Origin of the sequence: Streptomyces gobiensis, from assembly GCF_021216675.1 — a bacterium.
Taxonomy (GTDB): Bacteria; Actinomycetota; Actinomycetes; order Streptomycetales; family Streptomycetaceae; genus Streptomyces; species Streptomyces gobiensis.
Genome location: NZ_CP086120.1, coordinates 1,382,797 through 1,406,244 on the forward strand (window position 1 = coordinate 1,382,797; position 23,448 = coordinate 1,406,244).

The window sequence follows — 23,448 nt, forward strand, 5'->3', positions numbered from 1 at the left end:
ATCCAATTGGATTGAGCGGCCTCTCCCCGCCACGGGGGCCGGGAGGGATTTGCTCAGGAGTACGGCGTCTCCATCGACACGCCGACGGTCAAGGTTACGGGGCCTTGACCAGGGGGTCAAACCAGGTACCGGGGCTCCGGATGGCCATTCGCCGCCGGAGCCCCGGTCCGGTCACTCCTCGGCCGAAGCTGAGACGGAGGGCTGCGTCTGCTGCTCCGCCGCCGCGGTCTTCTTGGCCGCCTTCTTCTCGGCGGCCTTCTTGGCCGTGGTCTTCTTCGCGGCCGTCTTCTTGGCCGTGGTCTTCTTCGCAGCGGTCTTCTCGCCCGTGGCCTTCTCGGCCGCGGCCTTCTCGCCAGCGGCCTTCTTGGCTGCCGTCTTCTTGGCTGCCGTCTGCTTCGCCGGGGCCTTCTTGGCCGTCTTACGGGCCGCCTTCTTCGCCGGGGCGGCCTCCTCGACGGCCTCCTCGGCGGCCGGTACGACGATCGCCGCTGCTTCGGATCCCGCAGGTGCGGAGACCCTGCGGGCCGCCCGGCGGCGGGGCCGTACCGGGGCGGCGGCCGCGGCGGGAGCCTCGGCGACCGGCTCCGGCACGGCGACCGGCTCCACATCGCGCTCCGCCGGGGTGACCACAGTGACAGCGGCCTCCTCCAACGACTCCGCCGCCTTCGGCGGCCCGGCAGGAGCGGACGCCTTACGGCTGGCCCGGCGCGGGGCACGCGGCTGCGGCTCAGCAACCGGCTCCGGCTCCGGCACCACGACCGGCTCCTCCTCAGCCCGCTCCGCCGGGGAAACCACGGTGACCGTGGCCTCCTCCGACGCCGCCGGCGGCCCAGCGGGGACGGACACCTTACGGCTGACCCGGCGCCGGGCACGCGGCTGCGGCTCAGCAACCGGCTCCGGCTCCGGCACCACGACCGGCTCCTCCTCAGCCCGCTCCGCCGGGGAAACCACAGTGACCGCAGCCTCCTCCGACGCCGCCGGCGGCCCGGCCGGTGCCGACGCCTTACGGCTCACCCGACGGCGACGTGACCGTACGGGCTCCGCTGGTTCCACGGGCTGTACGGGCTCGGTGACCGGCTCCGCGACCGGCTCGGTGACGGCCGCGACCGGCTCCTCCTCGGCCGCCTTCGGCGCACCCGCGGGGGCGGTCGCCTTGCGGCTCACGCGGCGGCGGCCACGGCGGCCGTCCGGGCGGGCCGCCGCCTCCGCCTCGGCGATGCTGCTGTACAGCTCCTCGTCCGGGACGAACTCCGGCTCCGGAAGCGCCTTCGGCTCCGCCACCTCGGCCGCGACCTCAGCCGGCGTCTCCACCGCTACGGCCTCCGGCTCCGGCTGCGCGGCGCCCTTGCCCTTCTTCTTGGCCCGCTTGCCGCCGCCGGCGACAGCAGCCTGTGCCTGCTCCATATGGACGATGACGCCCCGGCCGTTGCACTGCACACAGGACTCGGAGAAGGACTCCAGCAGTCCCTGGCCGACCCGCTTACGGGTCATCTGCACCAGGCCCAGCGAGGTGACCTCGGCGACCTGATGCTTCGTACGGTCCCGGCCCAGGCACTCCAGCAGGCGGCGCAGCACCAGATCCCGGTTGGACTCCAGCACCATGTCGATGAAGTCGATCACGATGATGCCGCCGAGGTCACGCAGCCGCAGCTGGCGCACGATCTCCTCGGCCGCCTCCAGGTTGTTCCTGGTGACCGTCTCCTCCAGATTGCCGCCCTGGCCGGTGAACTTTCCGGTGTTGACGTCGACGACGATCATCGCTTCGGTCCGGTCGATCACCAGCGAGCCTCCGCTGGGCAGCCAGACCTTGCGGTCCAGTGCCTTCATCAGCTGCTCGTCGATCCGGTAGGTGGCGAAGACATCGACCTCCGATGTCCACTTCTGCAGCCGGTCGGTGAGGTCCGGCGCGACATGCGCAACATAGCCGTGGATGGTGTCCCAGGCCTCGCCACCGCTGACGACGACCTTGGAGAAGTCCTCGTTGAAGATGTCGCGGACGACCCGGACGGTCATGTCCGGCTCGCCGTACAGCAGCGTCGGGGCGTTGCCCTTCTGCGCCTTCTTCTGGATGTCCTCCCACTGCGCCTGCAGCCGCTGGACATCCCGGGCGAGCTCTTCCTCGCTGGCGCCCTCCGCGGCGGTGCGCACGATCACGCCCGCGTCCTCGGGGACGACCTTCTTGAGGATCTGCTTCAGGCGGGCCCGCTCGGTGTCCGGAAGCTTACGGCTGATGCCGGTCATCGAGCCCTCGGGCACATAGACCAGGTAGCGGCCGGGGAGGGAGACCTGGCTGGTCAGCCGGGCGCCCTTGTGGCCCATCGGGTCCTTGGTGACCTGGACCAGCACGGACTGGCCGGACTTCAGCGCGGTTTCGATCCGGCGTGGGCCATTGGCCATGCCGAGCGCCTCGAAGTTGACCTCACCGGCGTAGAGCACGGCGTTGCGGCCCTTGCCGATATCGACGAAGGCGGCCTCCATCGACGGCAGGACGTTCTGGACCTTGCCCAGGTAGACATTGCCGACGTATGAGGTCGACTCCTCCTTGTTGACGAAGTGCTCGACGAGGACGTCGTCCTCCAGCACACCGATCTGGGTACGGTCGCCGTTCTGCCGGACGATCATCTCCCGCTTGACCGCCTCGCGGCGAGCCAGGAACTCCGCCTCGGTGATGATCGGCACCCGGCGGCGGCCCTGCTCCCGGCCCTCCCGGCGGCGCTGCTTCTTGGCCTCAAGGCGGGTGGAGCCCCTGATGGACTGCACCTCGTCCGAGGGCTCTTCCTTCTTCTTCCGCGGCTCGCGGACCTTGACGACCGTACGCTCCGGATCGTCGCCGTTCTCAGCCACGGTGGTCTCACCGTCGCCGTTGCGGCGGCGGCGACGGCGGCGCCGACGGGAGCTGCTGGTCGAGGCGGCGGCTGCCTCCTCCTCGGACTCCTCCTCGGCGGACGGCTCCTCGGCGCGTTCATCGGCACGCTCTTCGGTACCGGTGGACTCGGCGGAACCCTGCTGGTCACCGCCGTCCTCAGCGGACTCACCGCGGCGACGGCGACGGCCGCCCCGGCGACGGCGGCGCGCGGGGCGCTCATCGCTGTCCTCGGCGTCCTCGCCCTCGCCGGTGACCTCCGCGGCGGCCGCCATCTCGGGGGTCTCAACGACCGGCTCCACATCGGGGCGACGGCGGCGGCGACGCGCGGGCTGCTCCGTGAGCTCCTCGGGCGCCTCCTCCTCCGCCTCCCCCGCCTCGGCCGCGGCGGCCGCTGCGGCTGCCGCGCTCTGCGGGGTCTGGAACGTCGGCTCGGTGAAGACCGGCGGCTGGAACAGCGCGGTCGGCGCACCGGCCCGCTTGCGTCCGGGCTGCGGCTCGGGAGCGGCCTCGGACGGCTCCGGGGTGGGCTGCTCCGCGGTCTTACGGGTGGTGCGGCGGCGCGCGCGAGCGGGCTTCGCGGGCTCGGCGGGCTCCGCTTCCGCCGGGGTCCCGGCGGGCTCAGCGGCCTCAGAGGCCTGCACGGCCTCGGGGGCCTGCACCGCCTCGGGGGTCTGCGGGGTGTCCTCGGGTGCGGCGGCCTTACGGGTGGCCCGACGGCGGGCGCGAGCGGGCTTCACGGGCTCCTCGGTGGGGGCGGCCACCTCGCTGGGGGCGGCCACCTCGGTGGGGGCGGCAGCCTCGGTGGGGGCGGCAGCCTCGGTGGTGGGCTCCGCCGACGCCTCGGCCGGAGCCGGGGCAGCCGTCTTACGGGTCGCCCGACGGCGGGCGCGGGCGGGCTTCACCGGCTCCTCGGCAGCCGTCGTCGGCTCCGGGCCCGGGTTGGCAGCGGAGACAGGGGCGGGGTCCTCGGACGCCGCCGGGGTGGGCGACTCGGCCGGGGGGCCGGCCGGCCGGGACGCGGCACGGCGCCGACGACGGGTCGGCAGGGTGTCGCTGGGACTGTTGTTCTCGGCGCTCTCCGCGGCTGCGGATTCGATCGGCTCGAGCATGCGGGCGGTTCTCCCGTCACGCTCCCGGGAGCGGCGCTTATGGGCCTCATCCGACTGTGGCCCGCGTGATGAGTGCGGTACCGCAGTCCGGGGGCTGGGGCGCCGCTCGGGAGCTGTTGTCTCACTCGCCGGTTCCGTGCCATCCGGCCCGGCTACGGCGAAAGTCTTCTGGTCAATGCGCCTGCCATCCGGCGGTACCCGGGTGGCTCCCTGGTGCCTGGCACGTCGGCGGCGCTGCGGCGGCGGCCTACGCGGCGCCTCCGGGCGCCGTCGCGACGGGGGTTGCGTCGCGGTCGGGCGCCAGCGGGTCGGTCACCGTGCCGGTCTCCTCATCGAGCGGCCCCTGCGCCAGCCTGGTCACCCCTGGGGGGACCGGCGGCGCCAGGTCGGCCGTAGCTCGGAGACCGGACAGGACGTCGTCGGGTCGTACGGCAGGTGTCAGGTGCCGTACTACCAGGCGCAGTATCGCACAGGGAGCGGCCCCGGGCCTATCGGCCCCTGCGGGTACCACCTCCAGTGAGGCCACTGCGGCCCGGGTGTCAAAGGTGCGCATTCCTTTCTTCGTCTGCCGTCTGACCTCGACATTCTCGGCTTTCAGGAACGTTTGCACGGCCTGCTCCGCGATCTCTGGCCGCACGCCGTCGAGCCGGAGCTCCCACTGGGATGCCTCCAGCTGATCGGCGAACCCGGAGGTGCGGGCCTCGACCGCGTCGATCACATCAAGCCCGGTCGGCAGCGACTCATCGAGCAGCTCCCGCAGCATGGCGGGGTCCCGCTGCTCGGTGAGCGCGATCTCCAGATACTCGGCCTCGCTGCCGGTGCCGGTGGGTGCGGCATTGGCGTAGGAGACCTTGGGGTGCGGCGTAAATCCGGCGGAGTACGCCATGGGCACCTCGGCCCGGCGCAACGCTCGCTCGAAGGCGCGCTGGAAATCGCGGTGACTGGTGAACCGAAGGCGGCCGCGCTTGGTGTAGCGCAACCGAATGCGCTGCACCGCGGGTGCGGGCGGCGGGCCTACGGGCTGTCGCTTGCCCAGGGGTCCTTCTCCTTGTCGCAGGGCGGCGTGGGGGGCCACCCTGATCGAACACTGGCGGCCGGTACCTGCCCGGCCTCCTTCCAGCGTACTTGCTGGCAGCCCGCCCGCTTCCCGGGTGCCGGGGGCTTCCCCTGTCCCGCAGCGCGGCTGGGTTACTTGACTACCGTCAGGGGGAGCAGTTTCTTGCCGGTCGGGCCGATCTGGATCTCCGTGTCCATCTGCGGGCAGACCCCGCAGTCGAAGCACGGCGTCCAGCGGCAGTCCTCGACCTCGGTCTCGTCCAGCGCGTCCTGCCAGTCCTCCCAGAGCCAGTCCTTGTCGAGCCCGGAGTCCAGGTGGTCCCAGGGCAGGACCTCCTCATAGGTCCGCTCACGTGTCGTGTACCAGCCGACATCGACCCCGTACGCGGGCAGTGTCCTCTCGGCGCACCGCATCCACAGGTCGTAGGAGAAGTGCTCACGCCAGCCGTCGAAGCGGCCGCCCGACTCATAGACGGCGCGGATCACATCGCCGATCCGGCGGTCGCCGCGGGAGAGCAGGCCCTCGACGATGCCGGGCTTGCCGTCGTGATAGCGGAAGCCGATGGAACGGCCGTACTTCTTGTCAGCGCGGATCTTGTCGCGGAGCTTCCCCAGCCGGGCGTCGGTCTCCTCGGCGGACAGCTGCGGCGCCCACTGGAAGGGGGTGTGCGGCTTGGGCACAAACCCGCCGATGGAGACCGTGCAGCGGATGTCGTTGGAGCCCGACACCTCACGGCCCTTGGCGATCACGTTGACCGCCATATCGCCGATCTGCAGCACGTCGTCATCGGTCTCGGTCGGCAGACCGCACATGAAGTAGAGCTTCACCTGCCGCCAGCCGTTGCCATAGGCGGTGGCGACGGTCCGGATGAGATCTTCCTCCGAGACCATCTTGTTGATGACCTTGCGGATGCGTTCCGACCCGCCCTCGGGGGCGAATGTCAGACCTGAGCGACGGCCGTTGCGGGTGAGCTCATTGGCCAGGTCGATATTGAAGGCGTCGACCCGGGTGGAGGGGAGGGACAGGCCGACCTTGTCCTCCTCGTAGCGGTCCGCGAGGCCCTTGGCGATATCGCCGATCTCGCTGTGGTCCGCGGAGGAGAGGGAGAGCAGCCCGACCTCCTCGAAGCCGGTGTTCTTCAGGCCCTTGTCGACCATCTCGCCGATGCCGGTGATGGAGCGCTCCCGCACCGGGCGGGTGATCATGCCCGCCTGGCAGAAGCGACAGCCACGGGTGCAGCCACGGAAGATCTCCACGGACATCCGCTCGTGCACGGTCTCGGCCAGCGGGACCAGCGGCTGCTTGGGGTAGGGCCACTCGTCGAGGTCCATCACGGTGTGCTTGGAGACCCGCCACGGCACGCCCGACCGGTTCGGCACCACCCGGGAGATCCGGCCGTCGGGCAGATACTCCACGTCGTAGAACCTGGGAACGTACACGCCACCGGTCTTGGCGAGGCGCAGCAGCAGCTCATCGCGGCCGCCGGGGCGGTCCTCCTGCTTCCAGGCACGGATGATCTCAGTGATCTCCAGAACGGCCTGTTCACCGTCGCCGATCACGGCGCAGTCGATGAAGTCGGCGATCGGCTCCGGGTTGAAGGCGGCGTGGCCGCCGGCCAGGATGATCGGGTGCTCCACGGTGCGGTCCTTGGCCTCCAGCGGGATGCCGGACAGGTCCAGGGCCGTGAGCAGGTTCGTATAGCCCAGCTCGGTGGAGAAGGAGACACCGAGCACATCGAAGGCGCCGACCGGGCGGTGTGAGTCGACCGTGAACTGGGGAACCTGGTGCTTGCGCATCAGCTCCTCAAGGTCCGGCCAGACGCTGTAGGTGCGCTCGGCGAGGACGCCCTCCTGTTCGTTGAGCACCTCGTAGAGGATCATGACGCCCTGGTTGGGCAGGCCGACCTCATAGGCGTCCGGATACATCAGCGCCCAGCGGACATCGCAGGCATCCCACGGTTTCGCGGTGGAGTTGAGCTCTCCGCCGACATACTGGATCGGCTTCTGGACATGCGGGAGGAGGGCCTCCAGGCGCGGGAAGACCGACTCGACAGACATGGATAGTCCTTGGATGCGGGGGCTTGCGGGTCTGCTGTACGAAGGTGACCATCCAGCCTAACCGGTCCAGCGCTACCGGGCCGTCACCGCAGTTCAGGGCGATCGCCCGAGGAGACTTCACGCCACAGGTCCGGCAGCTTCGCCTCGCACTCCGCGGCCACCTGGGCCTCCCGCTGGTGGAGCACCCCATAGCTGAAGGACGGCTCCCCGGCGTCCTGGGCCTGGACGGCGATCTCACGCAGCGCCGAGCGGGCCACGACGCTGTCCTGGTGCTCGCCGAGCAGATCCTGTAGCCGGATCATCCGGTTCACGAACTTCCTGGCGGGCTTGCCGAAGACCTCCTGGGCGGTCTCGGCGGCGTAGCGGGTGCGCTTGGCGGCCTTGCGGGCGTTGTGCGTCGCCTCGTCCCGTGCGGTGCCGGGGTCGGCGGCCAGGGCCGCCTCGATACGGGCCGCGAGCCGGTCGACGTCACGGCGCACCGCCTTGTCGAGTACCTCCTCGGGAGGCCGCTCGGCGTCCTGGCTGCGCAGTGGCGGTTCGGTGAGGAGCGTATCGAGGGCGTCGAGGAGGCTGAGATAGCGGCGGCTGTCCAGGACGGCGATCAGCTGGCGGCGCGATCCCCCGCGCCGGGAGCGGTCGAAGGTGCGCAGTCGGCCGCGGACGGGACCGATGCGCAGCTCGCGGGGCAGCTCGTCGGCGTGTGCGTAGAGCCGGTACATCAGCACCTCGTGGTCCCGGCCGACGCCCAGTTCGGCGGCGAGCCACTGGAGTTCGGTGCCCAGGGGCGCGGTGGCGGAGGGGTCGAGGACGTCGTCGTAGGAGCGGAAGCAGCTGCGCAGCCGCCGGGTGGCCACCCGCATCTGGTGGACGGAGTCGGGCAGGTCACGACGGACGGCGGGGTCGAGCTCGACGAGGGCACGCACCTGGCGGCGTAGATAGCGCAGGACGGCCTCGCCCGCGGTCTTGGGGGGCCTTGGCTTCTTCGGCTTCCCAGCCGGGCGAGGCGCCTTCCGCTTGCCGTCCGCGGTCTCCGCGGTCTCCGCGGTCTCCGCGGTCTCCGCGGTCTCCGCGGTCTCCGCGGTCTCCGCGGTCTCCGCGGTCTCGGCGAGCGCGCGCTCCAGCTTGGCGGCGGCCGAGGCGCGGCGTGCCCCTGCGGCCGTCAGCCGCTGCTCGATGGCGTCGAGCAGCGTGGGGTCCTGCCCCTCCCCCAGCTCGACTTCGATCTCCGTCCAGGCGGTGGTCGCCCCGGCGGGCTGCCGCTCGGCGTGAACCTGGTCGACGGCGACCTCGGCGAGCAAGGCGCCCTCGGTGTCCAGCAGGTGTCGTATGTCCCGTCTGGAGCGCAGCCGCATCAGCGGTCGCAGCTCCTGACCGCGCACCCGGGAGCGGATGAGTCCAGCGAGCGCACGGGGCAGCTCGTCGCGCGGCGGGGCCTGGATCTCGTCCCGTACGCCCGGGGCGACGGGAAGCTTGAGATGCCAGCCGGGGTCCTTGCCGCCGGTGCGGCGGCGCAGCGTGATGCCGTCGGTGGCGAGCCGCTGGTCCTCGGTGTCGTAGTAGAGCGCGTCGAGTCGGTGGACGCCCTGATCCGCCACGGTCGCGACGCCGGGCACATCGGTCAGGTCGGGAAGCTCGTGGTCCTCGGCGACCTCGGCGACCTTGGCTTCCTTGGTCGCCTTGGCGTCGTAGATCTCGTACTTGCGTTCAGTCTCACGTACGACTGCCACCATGACTGGAACGTAGTATCGACCTCTGTCGCCCGCAATACCGCTCCTGCCGTTCCTCCCGTTCCTGCCGTCGCGCCCGCCTCAGGCGGAAAGCGGACGCTGTATGCGGATGGACTGGAGCAGACCGATGGCGATCCAGACGGCGAACATCGAGGTGCCGCCGTAGGACACAAAGGGCAGCGGCAGTCCGGCGACGGGCATGATGCCCAGGGCCATGCCGATGTTCTCGAAGGACTGGAAGGCGAACCAGGCGATGATCCCGGCGGCCACGATCGTGCTGTAGAGGTCGGTCGCTTCCATGGCGATCCGGCAGGCGCGGTACAGCACCACACCGAGCAGCAGAATGATCAGGCCGCCGCCGAGAAAGCCCAGCTCCTCGCCCGCCACGGTGAAGATGAAGTCCGTCTGCTGTTCGGGGACGAACTGTCCGGTGGTCTGAGTGCCTTCAAAGAGCCCCTTGCCGGTGAGCCCGCCGGAACCGATGGCGATCCGTGCCTGGTTGGTGTTGTAGCCGACGCCGGCTGGGTCGAGCGCGGGGTTGGCGAAGGCGGCGAAGCGGTTGAGCTGGTACTCGTCCAGCAGATCGAGCATCCAGACGGTGATCGCGCCGCCGATGCCCAAGCTGACCAGTCCGATGATCCAGCGGTTGGAGGCGCCCGAGGCGAGCAGCACCCCGAGCACGATGACGGCCATCACCATCACCTGGCCGAGGTCGGCCACGATGCCGATGGGGAGGGCGGCGAGGCAGAGGGCCTGTAGCACCGTGCGGTGGTCGGGGTGCACCCGGTCGCTCGCGTCCACCTTGGCGGAGAGCACCACGGCCATGGCGATGATGATGGTGACCTTGGCGAACTCGGAGGGCTGGAGGAAGAAACCGCCGCCGAGGTTGAGCCAGGCGCGCTCGCCGTTGATGGTGGCGCCCACTGGGGTGTAGACGAGCGCCACCAGCACGAGGGAGCTCCCGTAGAGCACCGGCATCGCCGAGCGCAGCCGTCGGTGGCCGAGCCAGAGGACACCTATGGCCAGGGCGATGCCAATGCCCGTATTGGCCAGATGCTTGATCAGGAACTGATGCGTCTCACCGCCGGTGAGCTGGGTGCGGTTGCGGGTGGCCGACCAGACCAGCAGTGAGCCGAGGGCGCACAGGGCGAAGGCCGCGAGCACCAGCGTCCAGTCCAGCCGACGCGCCAGCGAGTCACGGGCGGTCAGCCTGGTCCAGATGCTCTTCTGGATTCCGTAGCGACTCGTGTCGAAGGAGTGGATACTCATCAGTTGAACTTCTGTTCCCGCCAGGCCTTGACCAAGGAGGCCTTGGAGCGCTGGGATTCGATGTTGCCATCCGCAGTGATCTTCGGAAGGTCCTTCTCCGGCTTGGGCAGCAGTGCCTTCTTCTTGTCGATGGAGCCGTCCTCCTGGACGCCGTACATCGCGTCATAGATGTTGCGCACCGCGGGACCTGAGGCGCCTGAGCCGGTGCCCGCCTGGGAGATCGTCATCACGATCGTGAACTCGTCGGTGTAGGTCGCCAGCCAGGAGGTGGTCTGCTTCCCATGGATCTGGGCGGTACCGGTCTTGGCGTGCATCGGGATCTCGTCCTGCGGCCATCCGGCGTCGGCGAACCGCCAGGAGGCGGTGCCCCGCTCGGCGACACCGCGCAGCGCACCGTCTATCTGGCTGATCGTCTTGGCGCTGGCGGGCAGCTTGCCGCGCGTCTTCGGCGTGATCTCTTCGACCTTCTTGCCATCGGGGCTGATGATGGCCTTGCCGACGGTGGGGGCGAAGAGGGACCCGCCGTTGCCGACGGCGGAGTAGGCGGTGGCGATCTGAATCGGGGTGACCAGGGTGTCGCCCTGGCCGATGGCGTAGATGATGCTGTCACCGGCCCGCAGGATCATGCCCTCGACGCAGTTCTCCTTGGCCAGCCGGGTGACATAGTCCTTGGACTTGGACTTGGACTGCTTGCACCAGCCGTCCTTGTTGGCCGCCCAGTAGTCCCTTTTCCACTCGCGGTCGGGGATCCGGCCGCTGACCTCGTTGGGCAGGTCAATCCCGGTCTCCTTGCCGAGGCCGAAGCCATGTGCCGCCTTGTACAGATACTCGTTGGGCGTCTTCTTGGGGTGGCGCCCGCCGTCCTTCTGCCACTCCTTGTGCCCCAGGGCGTAGAAGACGGTGTTGCAGGAGACCTCCAGTGCCCGGCCCAGCGAGATCGGTCCGTGGCCCTGGGACTCAAAGTTCTTGAAGGTCTGTGCGCCAAGGCTGTAGGAGCTGCTGCAGTTGTAGTCGCCGTTGAACGGGTAGCCCGCGTTGACGGCTCCGGCCGTAGAGACAATCTTGAAGATGGAGCCGGGCGGTGCCTGGCCCTGGATGGCCCGGTTGAGCAGCGGGTAGTTGGAGTCCTTCCCGGTGAGCTTGGTGTACTGCTTACCGGAGATGCCGCCGACCCAGGCGTTGGGGTCGTAGTCCGGTTTGGAGGCCATGGCCACGATCCGGCCGGTCTTGGTCTCCATCACCACGGCAGCGCCCGCGTCGGCCTTGTACTTACGGCCGGTGATCTTGTCTGTCTCCTTGCGGGCCGTCTTCATCGCCTGGTCCAGCTGCTTCTCCACTACCGCCTGCACCCGGGAGTCGAGGCTGGTGACGAGGGTGGAGCCGGCCTCGGCCTTGTCGCTGTCGGCCTCGCCGATGACCCGGCCGAGGTTGTCGACCTCATAGCGGGTGACGCCCGCGTCGCCGCGCAGTTGGGCGTCGTAGGAGCGCTCCAGACCCGAGCGGCCGATCTGGTCGGACCGCAGCAGCGGCGAGTTGGTGTCCTTGGCCTTCTCCACCTCCTCGTCGGTGACCGGCGAGAGATAGCCGAGCGTCTGCGAGCTGGTGGCCTTGTAGGGGGCGGCATAGCGGCGCACGGCGGTGGGTTCGGCGAAGATGCCGGGGAAGTCCTCCGCGCGCTCGCGGATCTGCAGAGCCTGCTGGGTGGTGGCCTCGTCGGTGATCGGGATCGGCTGGTAGGGCGAGCCGTTCCAGCAGGGCTGAGGGGTCTCCGCGTCGCAGAGCCGGACCTTGGCGGCGACGTCCTTGTAGGTCATGTCCAGGACGCCGGCGAGCCGGGTCAGCACCGCCTTGCCCCTGTCCTTCATTTTCATCAGCTCGGTGCGGCTGGCGGAGACGACGAGCCGGGTCTCGTTGTCGGCGATGGGCACGCCCCGGGCGTCCAGGATCGAGCCCCGGGTGGCAGGCTGGACAACCTGCTGTACGTGGTTGCCCGCTGCTTCCTTCTCGTATTCGTCGCCATTGCGGATCTGCAGGTACCACAGCCGCCCGCCCAGGGTGAGCAGCAGCGAGAAGACCAGGATCTGGATGGCGATCAGCCGGATGGTGACCCGAGTCGTGCGCCCGGTCTCCGGAATATTGCTCACAGCGTCCCCTCCTTCTCCATCACAGCCGCTTGACCCCCTTGATACGTCCCGTCTTCTTCCCCGCCGACCGGCCCAGCAGAGTGCGCCGACCGCCGAAGCCGCTGATCCGGCCGCCGCGTCTGGTCCACCGCATGGAGCCGTTCCGCATGAGACTGCCGCCCAGCCCGCTGCCGCCGTTGATGCGCCAGCCACCGCGGTAGCCGCTCTCGCTGCCCGCCGCGGCACTGGCCGTTCCGGGACTGCCCGCCGCCTGATCGGCGAGTGGGTCGTTGTCGGCGCGCCGGGCCAGCGCCATAATCCACGGCACGGTGAAGGGGGCGAGCAGCAGATCGTAGAGAGTGGCCGTGAACAGCAGTCCACCCAGGCCGACATGGCGGGCGGCGGTGTCGCCGACGAGCGCGCCCACGCCCGCGTAGAGGAGCGTTGAGGAGAGCGCTGCCGCCGCGACGACGAGCATCGGAGCGGTGGCACTGCGGTGCCGGCCGCCCTCCGGCTTGGCGAGCCCGGCCGCGTAACCAACGACGCACAGCACCAGGGCGTAGCGGCCCACGGCGTGGTCGGCGGGCGGTGCCAGGTCGGCGAGCAGGCCCGCGCCGAAGCCGATGATGGCTCCGCTGGTGTGTCCATAGACCAGTGCGAGAGCGAGGACGGTCAGCAGCAGCAGGTCCGGGGTGGCACCGGGCAGTTGCAACCGGGCGAGCACACTCACCTGGACGATCAGGGCCACGACCACGAGCGAGGTCGAGAGCAGCATCCGGTTGAGGCGCATCGGTCAGTCCCCTTGCTCGTCTTGCGCGTTTTGCTCATCTGGCTCGTCTGGCTGATCGGCTACGGGAGTCTGTTCCCCGTCCCCGTCCTCGTCTTCCGCGCCGGGAGTGACCGTCACCGTGACGGTCGGGGTGGGCTTGGGTTTGGGGGGCTCGGGCAGCACCATGTCGCGCGGATCCTTGCGCGGGGGCTGGACGACCACACCGACGATGTCGAGCTTGGTGAAGCCGACATACGGACGGACGCGGACCGTGCGGGTCAGATCACCGCTGTTGGGGTTGACCTGGATGATCTCGCCGACCGGGACTCCGGGGACAAAGGGCTTGTTGTTGCTGGAGCCGAAGGTGACCAGGCGGTCGCCTCTCTTGACATCCGCCTTGCTGTTGAGGAGCTGGACGGTGAGGGCGCTGTCGCCACGGCCGTTGGCGAAGCCCAGCTCATTGCTGGTCTCCATCCGGGTGCCGACGGTGAAGTCCGGATCCGTGGCGAGCAGCACCGTGGAGGTACTGGGTCCGACCGTGGTGACACGGCCGACGAGACCGTCGCCATTGATGACGGTCATATCGGGGGCGATACCGTCCCGCTCGCCCGCGTCGATGGTGATGGTCCAGGAGAAGCCCTGAGCCGCGCCGATGGCGATGACCTGGGCTCCCTTGACGCCGTACTGGCCGGCGGCCGCGGTCTTGAGCAGCTTGTCGAGCTCCTTGATCCGGGAGCGGTGCCGGTCATCGGAGCCAAGCCGCTGCTTGAGCTCGGCGTTCTCCCGCTCCAGGACGCTCAGCCGGTCGTATCGCTTACCGGAGTCGCGGATGGCGGAAATGGCGTTGCCCACCGGGCCAATCGCGGTGGCCACGCCGTTCTGTACCGGTCCCAGGGCGGAGGCGGCCCCTCGCCGGGCACCATCGAGTGGTGACTGCTCACTGCTTCGGAGGTCCACCGTGATCAGTGCGAACGCGATGGCGACCAGCAGTACGAGCAGCAGCCGGCTCTCTCGTGTGTCCCTCACGTGCGACGGCCGTGCCTTCCCCTTGTCGAACCGTGTGTCTCAGTGTTGAGCTGTTCAAGCTGTTTGAGCTGTGTAACGATCCACCGCGGGATGGGCAGTCACCCACGCGGCGGATCGTTGTGGCCGTTATCGGCGCGGCTGGGCGTCCAGCACCTGCTGGAGCGCCTCGAACTCCTCTACACACTTGCCGGATCCCAGCGCCACCGAATCCAGTGGGTCCTCGGCGATATGGATCGGCATCCCGGTCTCACGCCGCAGCCGCTCATCGAGGCCGCGCAGCAGGGCGCCGCCTCCGGTGAGCACAATGCCGCGGTCCATGACATCGCCGGAGAGCTCGGGCGGGCACTTGTCGAGGGTCGTCTTGACCGCGTCGACGATGGAGTTGACCGGCTCCTCGATGGCCTTGCGTACCTCGGCGGCCGAGATGACAACGGTCTTGGGGAGACCGCTGACCAGATCACGGCCGCGGATCTCGGTGTGCTCGTCCTTGTCCAGGTTGTACGCCGACCCAATCGTGATCTTGATGCTCTCGGCGGTGCGTTCGCCAAGCAGCAGACTGTACTCCTTCTTGATGTGCTGAATGATCGCGTTGTCCAGCTCATCGCCCGCCACCCGGATGGACTGTGCGGTGACGATGCCGCCGAGTGAGATGACGGCGACCTCGGTGGTGCCACCGCCGATGTCCACGACCATATTGCCGGTGGCCTCATGCACCGGAAGACCGGAGCCGATCGCGGCGGCCATCGGTTCCTCGATGATGTGCACCTGGCGGGCGCCCGCCTGGGTGGACGCCTCGATGACAGCGCGCCGTTCAACGCCGGTGATACCGGACGGAACACAGATGACGACCCGGGGCCGGGCGAGATAGCGTCGCTTATGGATCTTGAGGATGAAGTAGCGGAGCATCCGCTCGGTGATCTCGAAGTCGGCGATAACGCCGTCCTTCAGCGGACGGACCGCCACGATGTTGCCGGGGGTGCGGCCGATCATCTTCTTCGCCTCGGCGCCAACCGCCAGGATTCCCCCGGTATTGGTATTGATGGCGACGACCGATGGCTCATTGAGGACGATCCCGCGACCCCTGACGTACACCAGCGTGTTGGCGGTCCCGAGGTCGACAGCCATGTCACGGCCGATGAACGACATGTTGTTCGCCATGAGGATACGTCTGGCCTTCCAGCAGAAGCGATGTGATGAGGAGGAGGGCAGGATGCGCTGAGGGTCGCGGAGAGACTTCCGGAGAAGCTCCCATCATCGTAGTCGCGTTCATTCGAACGCGGAGAGAGGGTTCCTCCGCCATTGTCAGCAGAACACCGGCCGTCCCTGTCTCTGGTGACGTCGTGTCCGGGTGATTCGTTCCCTCGAACAGCCGTGCATATGCCAAGTGGCGACTGATTTTCTTCGATCGCCCCAGGTCACAACCGCTCTCAACATGAGGAGCCATCAGGAAAGACGGGTGAAGAAAATCTGCAGTTCTGACTCTTCGGACCTCTCGGGCTCCTCGGACCCACAGTGCGGATCCGCCGCGACAGCCACCCCCGTTCGCGGTCGCGTCGCAGGTCGGAGCCCCTGCGGGGAACAGATCAGACGAGCCCGGGGAAGAACAGCTTCAGCTCACGTTCGGCGGATTCCGCTGAGTCGGACGCGTGAATCAGGTTCTCCCGGACGATGGTGCCGAAATCCCCCCGAATCGACCCAGGTGCGGCGGCAATCGGGTCAGTCGGCCCCGCCAGCGCCCGTACCCCCTCGATCACGCGTTCGCCTTCCACGACCAGAGCCACGGACGGGCCGGAGGCCATGAACTCCACCAGCGGCTCATAGAACGGACGGCCCTCATGCTCGGCGTAGTGCTGCTCCAGGATGGCGCGGTCGAGTGTGCGCAGCTCCAGCGCGGAGATGGTCCATCCCGCCTTCTTCTCAATGCGGCCGATGATCTCGCCCACCAAGCCACGCTTGACGGCATCGGGCTTGAGAAGGACGAGGGTGCGCTGGCTCATGTCGCGGCTCCTTGCAGCAAACGGGTGTAGACGGCCTGAGGCTAGCCCCTGCCCCACCCCTCCCCGAAACCGGGGCTCCGCCCCGGAGCCCCGGAACTCAGGAGGGTGTGTGACCGATGGAGGTTGCCCCAGACCCCCACAGTGTTGTGGGCACTCGGGCCGCCCGAGGGGCGGCACGGGTGGGCACAACACCCGGCCATCGGCCCGGACCCGCCCAGCCCCGGGGCCCGGGGCAAAGCCCCGGTTACGGGAAGGGGCGGGACACGGGGACACCCACCCACGGCACCCCCGCAACCGGGCAAAGCCCCGCCACGCGGCGGAGCCGCATATCGGTACAACCGGGAAGGGGCGGGGTACGGGAAACACTCCCACGGAACCCCGCAGTCGGCAGGCGCGGCTCCCGGCCGCCGCCCTAGGCCGCCTGGGAGAGGGCCTTGGCCTCGTCGATTTTCCGGCCGAAGTGGATGGACGCCCACCACAGCGCGGCGAAGACCACCCCCAGGAAGAACATCGCCGGAACGACAAAGCCCGCCGCGATCAAACCGACCTGCAGGGCCCATCCCAGCTGGAGTCCGCCCGGCCGGGTGAGCATCCCGCACAGCAGCAGGCACAGCGCCATGACGATGCCGCTGACGAGCCATACCGTGCTGGCCGGGTGACCGGAGAGATGCATGGCCACCAGCCCGGCGAAACCCACCACGAGGAACTCGCCGATCAAGGTGGAAGCACACAGGGTGCGCATCAGCGGTCCCTCCCCAGGAGCAGCCGGGCCTCGCCCACGGTGATCACCGAGCCGGTGACCAGGACGCCCGCACCGGCGTACTCGTCCTCTTCCTCGGCGAGCGTGATCGCCGCCTCGAGCGCGTCGTCCAGCCGTGGCTCGACCTGGACCCGGTCCTCTCCGAAGACCTCCACCGCGAGACCGGCCAGGGCGTCCACGTCCATCGCCCGGTACGTCGAGTTACGGGTCACCACGACCTCGGCCAGGATGGGCTCCAGGGCTTCCAGAAGGCCCCGTACGTCCTTGCCGCCGCTCGGGCCGACCACACCGATCAGCCGGCTGAAGCCGAACGCCTCGGTGATCGCCGCAGCCGCCGCCTGCGCGCCCGCCGGGTTGTGCGCGGCGTCCAGCAGCACGGACGGGCTGCTGCGCACCAGCTCCAGTCGCCCGGGGGAGCTGACCGAGGCGAAGGCCTCACGGACCGTATCCACATCGAGCGTACGGTCGTGCTCGGAGCCGATCCCGAAGAACGCCTCAACGGCGGCGAGCGCCACCGCCGCGTTGTGCGCCATATGCGCGCCGTGCAGCGGCAGGAAGATGTCCGGGTACTCACCGCCGAGTCCGCGCAGTGTCATCAGCTGGCCGCCGACCGCGACCTCCCGGCGGACCACGCCGAACTCCATGCCCTCACGGGCAACCGTGGCATCCACCTCGACGGCCTTCTTGAGCACCACCGAAGCGGCCTCAACCGGCTGCTGTGCCATCACCACGGTGGCGCCCGGCTTGACGATGCCCGACTTCTCGGTCGCGATCTCCTCGGGCGTGCCGCCCAGCCGGTCCATGTGATCGAGGGAGATGGGGGTGATCACGGCGACGCCCGCGTCGATCACATTGGTGGCGTCCCAGCTGCCGCCCATGCCGACCTCGACGATCGCCACCTCGACGGGGGCGTCCGCGAAGGCCGCGTAGGCCATACCGGTGAGCACCTCGAAGAAGGACAGCCGGTATTGCTGCTGGCTGTCCACCATGTCGACGAACGGCTTGATATCCGCGTAGGTCTCGATGAACTTCTCGGCCGGGACCGGTGCCCCGTCCACGCTGATCCGCTCGGTGATCGACTGAACGTGCGGACTGCTGTAACGGCCGGTCCGCAGATCAAAGGCGCCCAGCAGCATCTCGATCATCCGGGCCGTGCTGGTCTTGCCGTTGGTGCCGGTGATGTGAATGCTCTGGTACGTCCGCTGGGGCTCCCCCAGCACATCCATCAGCGCCTGGATCCGGACCCGGGAAGGCTCCAGCTTGGTCTCTCCCCAGCGCGAGGCCAGCTCCTGCTCAACCTCCCGCAGCGCCTGGTCCACCGCCGGGTCGGTGGGGCGCGCCGGGATTCCGTCCCCCTTCGGCGGCCCGGCCTGGGTGCGCAGGGTACGGCTGCCGGCCTCGATCACCGCAAGATCGGGGTCGCGGTCGGTCTCGCTCTCGATGATCTCCTCGAACGCGTCGGGGCCGACGTCGGGCTCGGGCTCAGGGGACTGGTCACTCACGCCGCCAGTCTACGGCTGTGACCCCGCACCGCCGCAGCGCCACCGTCTCCGGCCCTAGCTGTATTGATCATGAGCGTTGTTGACACTCGTGGGTCTTGATCATGGCGAAGACCTCCGGTGTGGTGGAGCTGTCTAGGACTGCACCGCACGGAGGTCTTCGTGTCCCACCGTAATGCCCGACTGACTGTTCATGGCAGGCGGCTGCTGGTCGAACGTGTGTGTTCGGGCCGTCCGGTCGCGCATGTCGCGGCGGAGATGGGCGTCTCCCGCATGACAGCCCACAAGTGGGTGCGCCGCTGGCGGAACGAGGGGGAGCCAGGCCTGCATGACCGTTCCAGCCGCCCGCACACCACCCCGCACCGCACAGCACCAGCCATGGAAGCGCGGGTGCGTGAGCTGCGCACGACCCGCAAGCTCGGCCCGGCCCGCATCGGCCCGATCCTTGGCCTGCCCGCCTCCACCGTGCATCGCGTCCTCGCCCGCCACGGCCTGCACCGGCTGTCCTTCCTGGACCGGCCCACCGGGCAGGTCATCCGCCGCTACGAACGCGACCGGCCCGGCGAACTGATCCACGTGGACGTCAAGAAACTCGGCCGGATCCCCGACGGCGGCGGCTGGCGGATCCACGGCCGTAAAGACAGCCGACTGACCAAGACCGGCGCCGGCTACGACTACATCCACTCCGCCGTCGACGACCACACCCGCCTGGCCTACAGCGAGGTCCACACCGACGAGAAAGCCGCTACCTGCGCAGAGTTCCTCCGGCGAGCCGCCGCCCATTTCGCCGGGATGGGCATCCGCCGCATCGAACGGGTCCTTACCGACAACGCCTGGTCCTACCGCAAGAGCAGCCTGTGGAAGCAGGCCCTGACCGACCTCGGCGCAGTCGGCAAGCTCACCCGCGCCTACCGGCCACAGACCAACGGCAAGGTCGAACGCTTCAACCGCACCCTGCTCGACGAGTGGGCCTACCTACGGCCCTACACCAGCAACGCCGATCGAACAGCGAGCCTCGAAGGCTTCCTGCACACCTACAACTACCATCGCTGCCACACCGCACTGGCAGGCCAGCCACCCATCAGCCGCGTCAACAACCCTGCGGGTCAATACACCTAGCGGGTGGCGGGGTGGGGCTCGCGGCGGGCGGACAGTACGGCCGCGCCACCCAGCAGCACCAGCGCACCGCTGAAGAGTGCGAACGGCTTCGCATAACCGTTCAGCCCGGTCTCCGCGAGCCCCGGCTTACCCGGCTTCGCGTCCGGCTTGTTCACCGTGCCGAGCAGCAACGGGGTCTTGGGCGCGTTCGGCGGCGGCTCTTCCGTGCCGAACGGCACCGGCCCCTGCTGCCAGACCAGTTTCTCGCTCTTGCCCTGGGTCACCACCAGGCAGATCCGGCCGGTCTTGGCCAGGTCATAGCTCGCCGAAACCGCGAAGTTCTGGGATGCCTTCGGATCCAGCTTGCCGATGTCACAGATGTATCCGCTGTTGGAGCCCTCGGCCAGCTTGTCCTTCGGCAGCGGCCGGCACCCCTCCACGCCACGCAGCTTCAGACCCTCGAAGCCGAAGACGCTCAGCGTGTCCCCGGTCGTCTTCTTGTCCCCAGCGTTGACCACCGTGGCGTCAATGGCGGCGCGCCCGGTCTTGTTGTCCACCGAGATCTCGGTCGGCAGCAGCGTGCTGAGCTTCACCCCGGCCGGAGCGTCAGGTCCTCGCTTGCCACCCTCGTCGCTGCTGGGCGGCGCGGCGGCAACGCTCCCCACCTGAAGAGTCAAGACAGCAGCCGCAGCGACAAGTGCCACGCCAGGAGTGAAAAGCAGCGCGTGACGGCGCACAGAATAGTGGTGTTCTTTCCGCATGACCCCGACCCCCTGAACGAGCGATTCAACCCTCACCGTAGAAATAGCACAGGCGATGTTTTCCAAGCGTCCGCCAAGTGTCACGACTTGGTAATTAAACCCCTGGTCAGGGTGGGTCTCGCGGGCCCAATGGGCCTGCTGGTGTTTGGTGTTGCTGCTGTCTCGGGGCGTGATTTCTTCTCTGCGATTCCTGGGGGGCGGAAAGGCGCCCGTTCTCCGTACTCTGGTGTAAGCCGCCGCTGGCAGGGGACGGGGAGGCAGGGGAATGGTGAGCAATACGAGCGGTGAGGTGCAAGGCAGGGCAGTGGCTGGCCGCTACCGGCTTGGCGAGACCCTGGGGCGCGGCGGTATGGGGCGGGTGTGGCGGGCGTACGACGAGATGCTCGACCGCCATGTGGCCGTCAAGGAGATCCGGATCGACGGTCTCGGCGCCGAGGAGGTCAGCGTCCAGCGGGAGCGCAGCCTGCGGGAGGCCCGCGCCACCGCCCGTATCGACCACCCCAATGTCGTGCGGGTCTATGACGTCATCGAGGAAGGCGAGCGGCTGTGGATCGTTATGCAGCTCGTCGAGGCCCGGTCCCTTCAGCGGGCCATCGACCAGGACGGACCGTTTGAGCACCGAGCCGCAGCCCGGATCGGCCTCGCCCTGCTCCGGGCGCTGCGCGCGGTGCACGCACGAGGTGTACTGCACCGGGACATCAAACCGAGCAATGTGCTCATCGACGCGCACGGCAAGGTCGTGCTCACCGACTTCGGTATCGCCGCGATCCAGGACACGGCCGCGCTGACCATGACCGGGGCGCTCATCGGCTCGCCCGACTACATGGCGCCCGAGCGCATCTCGGGCGGGATACCGGAAGCGCCCTCCGACCTGTGGTCGCTCGGTGCGACGCTGTACGCCGCGGTCGAGGGCCGCTCGCCGTTCAGCCGTACGGGCACTCTGGCCACGCTGCACGCGGTGCTCTACGAGGAGCCGGAACTCCCTGTGTCCACGGGCCCGCTACTACCCGTACTCGCCGGGCTGTTGCGCAAGGACCCGCAGCAGCGGCTCACCCTGGACGAGGTGGATGAGCAGCTGCGCCCGCTCACCGAACCACCGGCCCGCCCCCACCCGGTGCCCGCGCCCGCGCCACCGCCCACACGGCCGGTTCCCGTGCCGCCGCCCGGCCCCCGGCTGCCGGCACCCCCCAGGGATCCCGAGGAGCCGGTGGACCGGCGGAGCAGGCCCCGGCACCGCCGCCGGAAGGTGCTGCTGTCCGCGATGTCCGTGGTGGCGGCCGTGGCGGTCGCGGCTACCACGGTCCTGGTACTGCGGGGCGCGGCCGACGGCACGGAGGCGGGCGGCGGGGCCTCCTCACCGCCCAGCGCCTCACCCGAAGCCAGCCCGGAGGGCGCGCGCGACGAGGAGGGCTTCCGCTGGTCTCCGCCGGCGGACTGGACCCGCACTCCGGCCGGTCCGGCGGCCGAGGTGCACTATCTCTCCCCGGACGGCACCATCGACCTTTCGGCCGTGGCGGAGCCACGGAGCGGCGACGCCCTGCTCGACCAGTGGACCAGCCATGAGGCGGACCTCCGGAGCGGGGTGGCCGGGTACCGCAAGATCCGCCTGGAGACCACCCGGTTCCAGGAGCGGGACGCCGTCATCTGGGAGTACACCTTCACCGATAAGGGTGTGCCCTACCGGGGACGGCAGCTCGGCTTCTACGCCGGAGAGACCTCCTACCAGATCAACATCTGGTACCCGAGCGCGTCCGAGACCTCCGGTCTGCGCGTCCATGACCGGATCAAGAAGTCCTTTGAGCCGCGGTCACCGGGCTGACCCGGCACGACCCTGTCGGCCCGGTCATGCCACACTCATGCCTTATGCGCGTCTACCTCGGCTCCGATCACGCCGGATACGAACTCAAGAACCACCTCATCGAGTGGCTCAAGGGCCATGGCCATGAGCCCATCGACTGCGGCCCGCTCATCTACGACGCCCTGGATGACTACCCGCCCTTCTGTCTGCGCGCCGCGGAGCGCACCGCCGCGGACCCGGAGAGCATGGGAATCGTGGTCGGCGGTTCCGGCAATGGCGAACAGATCGCCGCCAACAAGGTCAAGGGCGTACGCGCCATCCTGGCCTGGAGCGAGCAGATCGCCGAGCTCGGCCGGGAGCACAACAACGCCAATGTGATCAGCATCGGCAGCCGGATGCACTCGGACGAGGAAGCCAAACGGATGGTGGAGGTCTTCCTCACCACCCCGTTCCCCGGCGACGAGCGGCACCAGCGCCGCGTCGAGCTGCTGGCCGACTACGAGAACAGCGGGAAGCTCCCGGAGATCCCGGCCCACCACCCGCAGCAGGACTGAGCAGGCGGGCCGTACCCGCGTCAACAGGGAGTCTCCATGCCCGAAGGGCATACGATTCACCGGCTCGCCGCGGACCACCGGGACCTGTTCGCCGGGCGTCCGGTGCGCGCGTCCAGCCCGCAGGGGAAGTTCACCGACAGCGCCGCGCTGATCGACGGTCAGACCCTGGAGAGCGCCGACGCCATCGGCAAGCATCTCCTCCTCGGCTTCGGTGCGGGCATCGGCTGGGTCCATATTCACCTCGGCCTCTTCGGCAAGCTCGGCTTCGGTGAGGTCTCCGGCAGGAGACCGCCGCCGCCCACGGACACCGTGCGGCTGCGCCTGGCCAACCCGGACTCGTACGCGGATCTGCGCGGCCCCACCACCTGCGCGCTGATCACCGACGCCGAGAAAGAGGCGATACGGGACCGCCTCGGCCCCGACCCGCTGCGCCCGGACGCCGACCCGGACCGTGCCTGGGCCCGGATCTCCCGCAGCCGCACCACCATCGCGGCACTGCTGCTGGACCAGAAGGTGGTCGCGGGCGTCGGCAATGTCTACCGCGCTGAAGTCCTCTTCCGGCATGGCATTGACCCATACCGGGCGGGAAAGGACCTCGCCCGCGCCGAATGGGACGCCATGTGGGCCGATCTGGTCATCCTGATGAGGGAGGGCGTGCGGCACAACCGCATCGATACGGTCCGGCCCGAGCACACCCCGGAGGCCATGGGCCGCCCGCCACGGGTGGACGACCACGGCGGCGAGGTCTACGTCTACCGGCGGGCGGCACAGACCTGCCACATCTGCGGCCATGAGATCCACACCGCGGACCTGGGCGGCCGCAATCTCTTCTGGTGCCCCGCCTGTCAGAAACGGTGAGGCACCCAACTCCCGTACGCGTGGCAGCGGGTCACCGCTGTCGACACACACCAGCGCCTGTCAGGGGAAAAGCGGACACGGCGGCTGCGTTTCGAACTGGTGCGCCCATGGGGGGCACGG

Annotated in this window: 17 protein-coding genes; 4 read left to right on the forward strand and 13 right to left on the reverse strand. The window is 69.1% G+C overall.

Annotated features, from left to right (window positions below):
* Positions 1 to 171: 171 nt before the first annotated feature.
* The 12 genes from test1122_RS06485 to folC all read right to left on the reverse strand — a co-directional run bounded on the left by test1122_RS06485 (position 172) and on the right by folC (position 18,262).
* Positions 172 to 3,975 carry a ribonuclease E/G gene (locus test1122_RS06485; RefSeq protein ID WP_232268201.1) on the reverse strand — a complete coding sequence of 1,268 codons (3,804 nt, stop codon included), beginning with the start codon at positions 3,973 to 3,975 and terminating at the stop codon, positions 172 to 174.
* 247 nt (positions 3,976 to 4,222) lie between these two features.
* Entirely contained in the window at positions 4,223 to 4,969 is a 747-nt protein-coding gene (locus tag test1122_RS06490; protein ID WP_232268202.1) for a TIGR03936 family radical SAM-associated protein, read from the reverse strand.
* Positions 4,970 to 5,163: 194 nt separating this feature from the next.
* Positions 5,164 to 7,089 (reverse strand): TIGR03960 family B12-binding radical SAM protein, encoded by a 1,926-nt coding sequence (locus test1122_RS06495; RefSeq protein ID WP_232268203.1) that lies wholly within the window; start codon positions 7,087 to 7,089, stop codon positions 5,164 to 5,166.
* An 83-nt stretch (positions 7,090 to 7,172) separates the two neighbouring features.
* Positions 7,173 to 8,819, reverse strand: a complete 1,647-nt coding sequence (locus tag test1122_RS06500) for a CYTH and CHAD domain-containing protein (protein WP_232268204.1) — start codon at positions 8,817 to 8,819, stop codon at positions 7,173 to 7,175.
* A gap of 78 nt (positions 8,820 to 8,897) precedes the next feature.
* A complete protein-coding gene (locus test1122_RS06505; RefSeq protein WP_232268205.1) occupies positions 8,898 to 10,085 on the reverse strand; it encodes an FtsW/RodA/SpoVE family cell cycle protein in 1,188 nt (395 codons plus the stop codon).
* The gene (gene mrdA, locus test1122_RS06510) at positions 10,085 to 12,229 is read right to left on the reverse strand and encodes a penicillin-binding protein 2 (protein WP_232268206.1); all 2,145 of its coding nucleotides are present in this window, start codon (positions 12,227 to 12,229) and stop codon (positions 10,085 to 10,087) included. The genes test1122_RS06505 and mrdA overlap by 1 nt, the downstream gene beginning before the upstream one ends.
* Before the next feature lie 19 nt (positions 12,230 to 12,248).
* On the reverse strand, positions 12,249 to 12,998 hold the full coding sequence (gene mreD / locus test1122_RS06515) for a rod shape-determining protein MreD (RefSeq protein ID WP_232268207.1): 750 nt from the start codon (positions 12,996 to 12,998) through the stop codon (positions 12,249 to 12,251).
* A gap of 3 nt (positions 12,999 to 13,001) precedes the next feature.
* Positions 13,002 to 14,003 (reverse strand): rod shape-determining protein MreC, encoded by a 1,002-nt coding sequence (gene mreC / locus test1122_RS06520; RefSeq protein ID WP_232268208.1) that lies wholly within the window; start codon positions 14,001 to 14,003, stop codon positions 13,002 to 13,004.
* Positions 14,004 to 14,129: 126 nt separating this feature from the next.
* Complete coding sequence (locus test1122_RS06525) at positions 14,130 to 15,149, reverse strand: rod shape-determining protein (protein ID WP_232271790.1); 1,020 nt, start codon at positions 15,147 to 15,149, stop codon at positions 14,130 to 14,132.
* A gap of 437 nt (positions 15,150 to 15,586) precedes the next feature.
* Entirely contained in the window at positions 15,587 to 16,000 is a 414-nt protein-coding gene (ndk, locus tag test1122_RS06530; RefSeq protein ID WP_232268209.1) for a nucleoside-diphosphate kinase, read from the reverse strand.
* A gap of 412 nt (positions 16,001 to 16,412) precedes the next feature.
* Positions 16,413 to 16,742 carry a DUF4233 domain-containing protein gene (locus test1122_RS06535; RefSeq protein ID WP_232268210.1) on the reverse strand — a complete coding sequence of 110 codons (330 nt, stop codon included), beginning with the start codon at positions 16,740 to 16,742 and terminating at the stop codon, positions 16,413 to 16,415.
* Positions 16,742 to 18,262, reverse strand: coding sequence for a bifunctional tetrahydrofolate synthase/dihydrofolate synthase (gene folC, locus test1122_RS06540; RefSeq protein WP_232268211.1), 1,521 nt, complete (start codon positions 18,260 to 18,262; stop codon positions 16,742 to 16,744). The genes test1122_RS06535 and folC overlap by 1 nt, the downstream gene beginning before the upstream one ends.
* 159 nt (positions 18,263 to 18,421) lie before the next feature.
* On the opposite strand from folC, the gene test1122_RS06545 reads away from it, so the two are divergent.
* Positions 18,422 to 19,378, forward strand: a complete 957-nt coding sequence (locus tag test1122_RS06545; protein WP_232268212.1) for an IS481 family transposase — start codon at positions 18,422 to 18,424, stop codon at positions 19,376 to 19,378.
* On the opposite strand, the gene test1122_RS06550 is transcribed toward test1122_RS06545, so the two are convergent.
* Positions 19,375 to 20,022 carry a hypothetical protein gene (locus test1122_RS06550; protein ID WP_232268213.1) on the reverse strand — a complete coding sequence of 216 codons (648 nt, stop codon included), beginning with the start codon at positions 20,020 to 20,022 and terminating at the stop codon, positions 19,375 to 19,377. The genes test1122_RS06545 and test1122_RS06550 overlap by 4 nt on opposite strands.
* A gap of 361 nt (positions 20,023 to 20,383) precedes the next feature.
* Between test1122_RS06550 and test1122_RS06555 the strand changes: the two genes are divergently transcribed.
* The 3 genes from test1122_RS06555 to test1122_RS06565 are packed head-to-tail and all read left to right on the forward strand — an operon-like array spanning position 20,384 to position 23,328.
* Positions 20,384 to 21,937 (forward strand): serine/threonine-protein kinase, encoded by a 1,554-nt coding sequence (locus test1122_RS06555; RefSeq protein ID WP_232268214.1) that lies wholly within the window; start codon positions 20,384 to 20,386, stop codon positions 21,935 to 21,937.
* A gap of 44 nt (positions 21,938 to 21,981) precedes the next feature.
* Positions 21,982 to 22,470 carry a ribose-5-phosphate isomerase gene (locus test1122_RS06560; protein ID WP_232268215.1) on the forward strand — a complete coding sequence of 163 codons (489 nt, stop codon included), beginning with the start codon at positions 21,982 to 21,984 and terminating at the stop codon, positions 22,468 to 22,470.
* A 36-nt stretch (positions 22,471 to 22,506) separates the two neighbouring features.
* Entirely contained in the window at positions 22,507 to 23,328 is an 822-nt protein-coding gene (locus tag test1122_RS06565; RefSeq protein WP_232268216.1) for an Fpg/Nei family DNA glycosylase, read from the forward strand.
* Positions 23,329 to 23,448 lie beyond the last annotated feature (120 nt).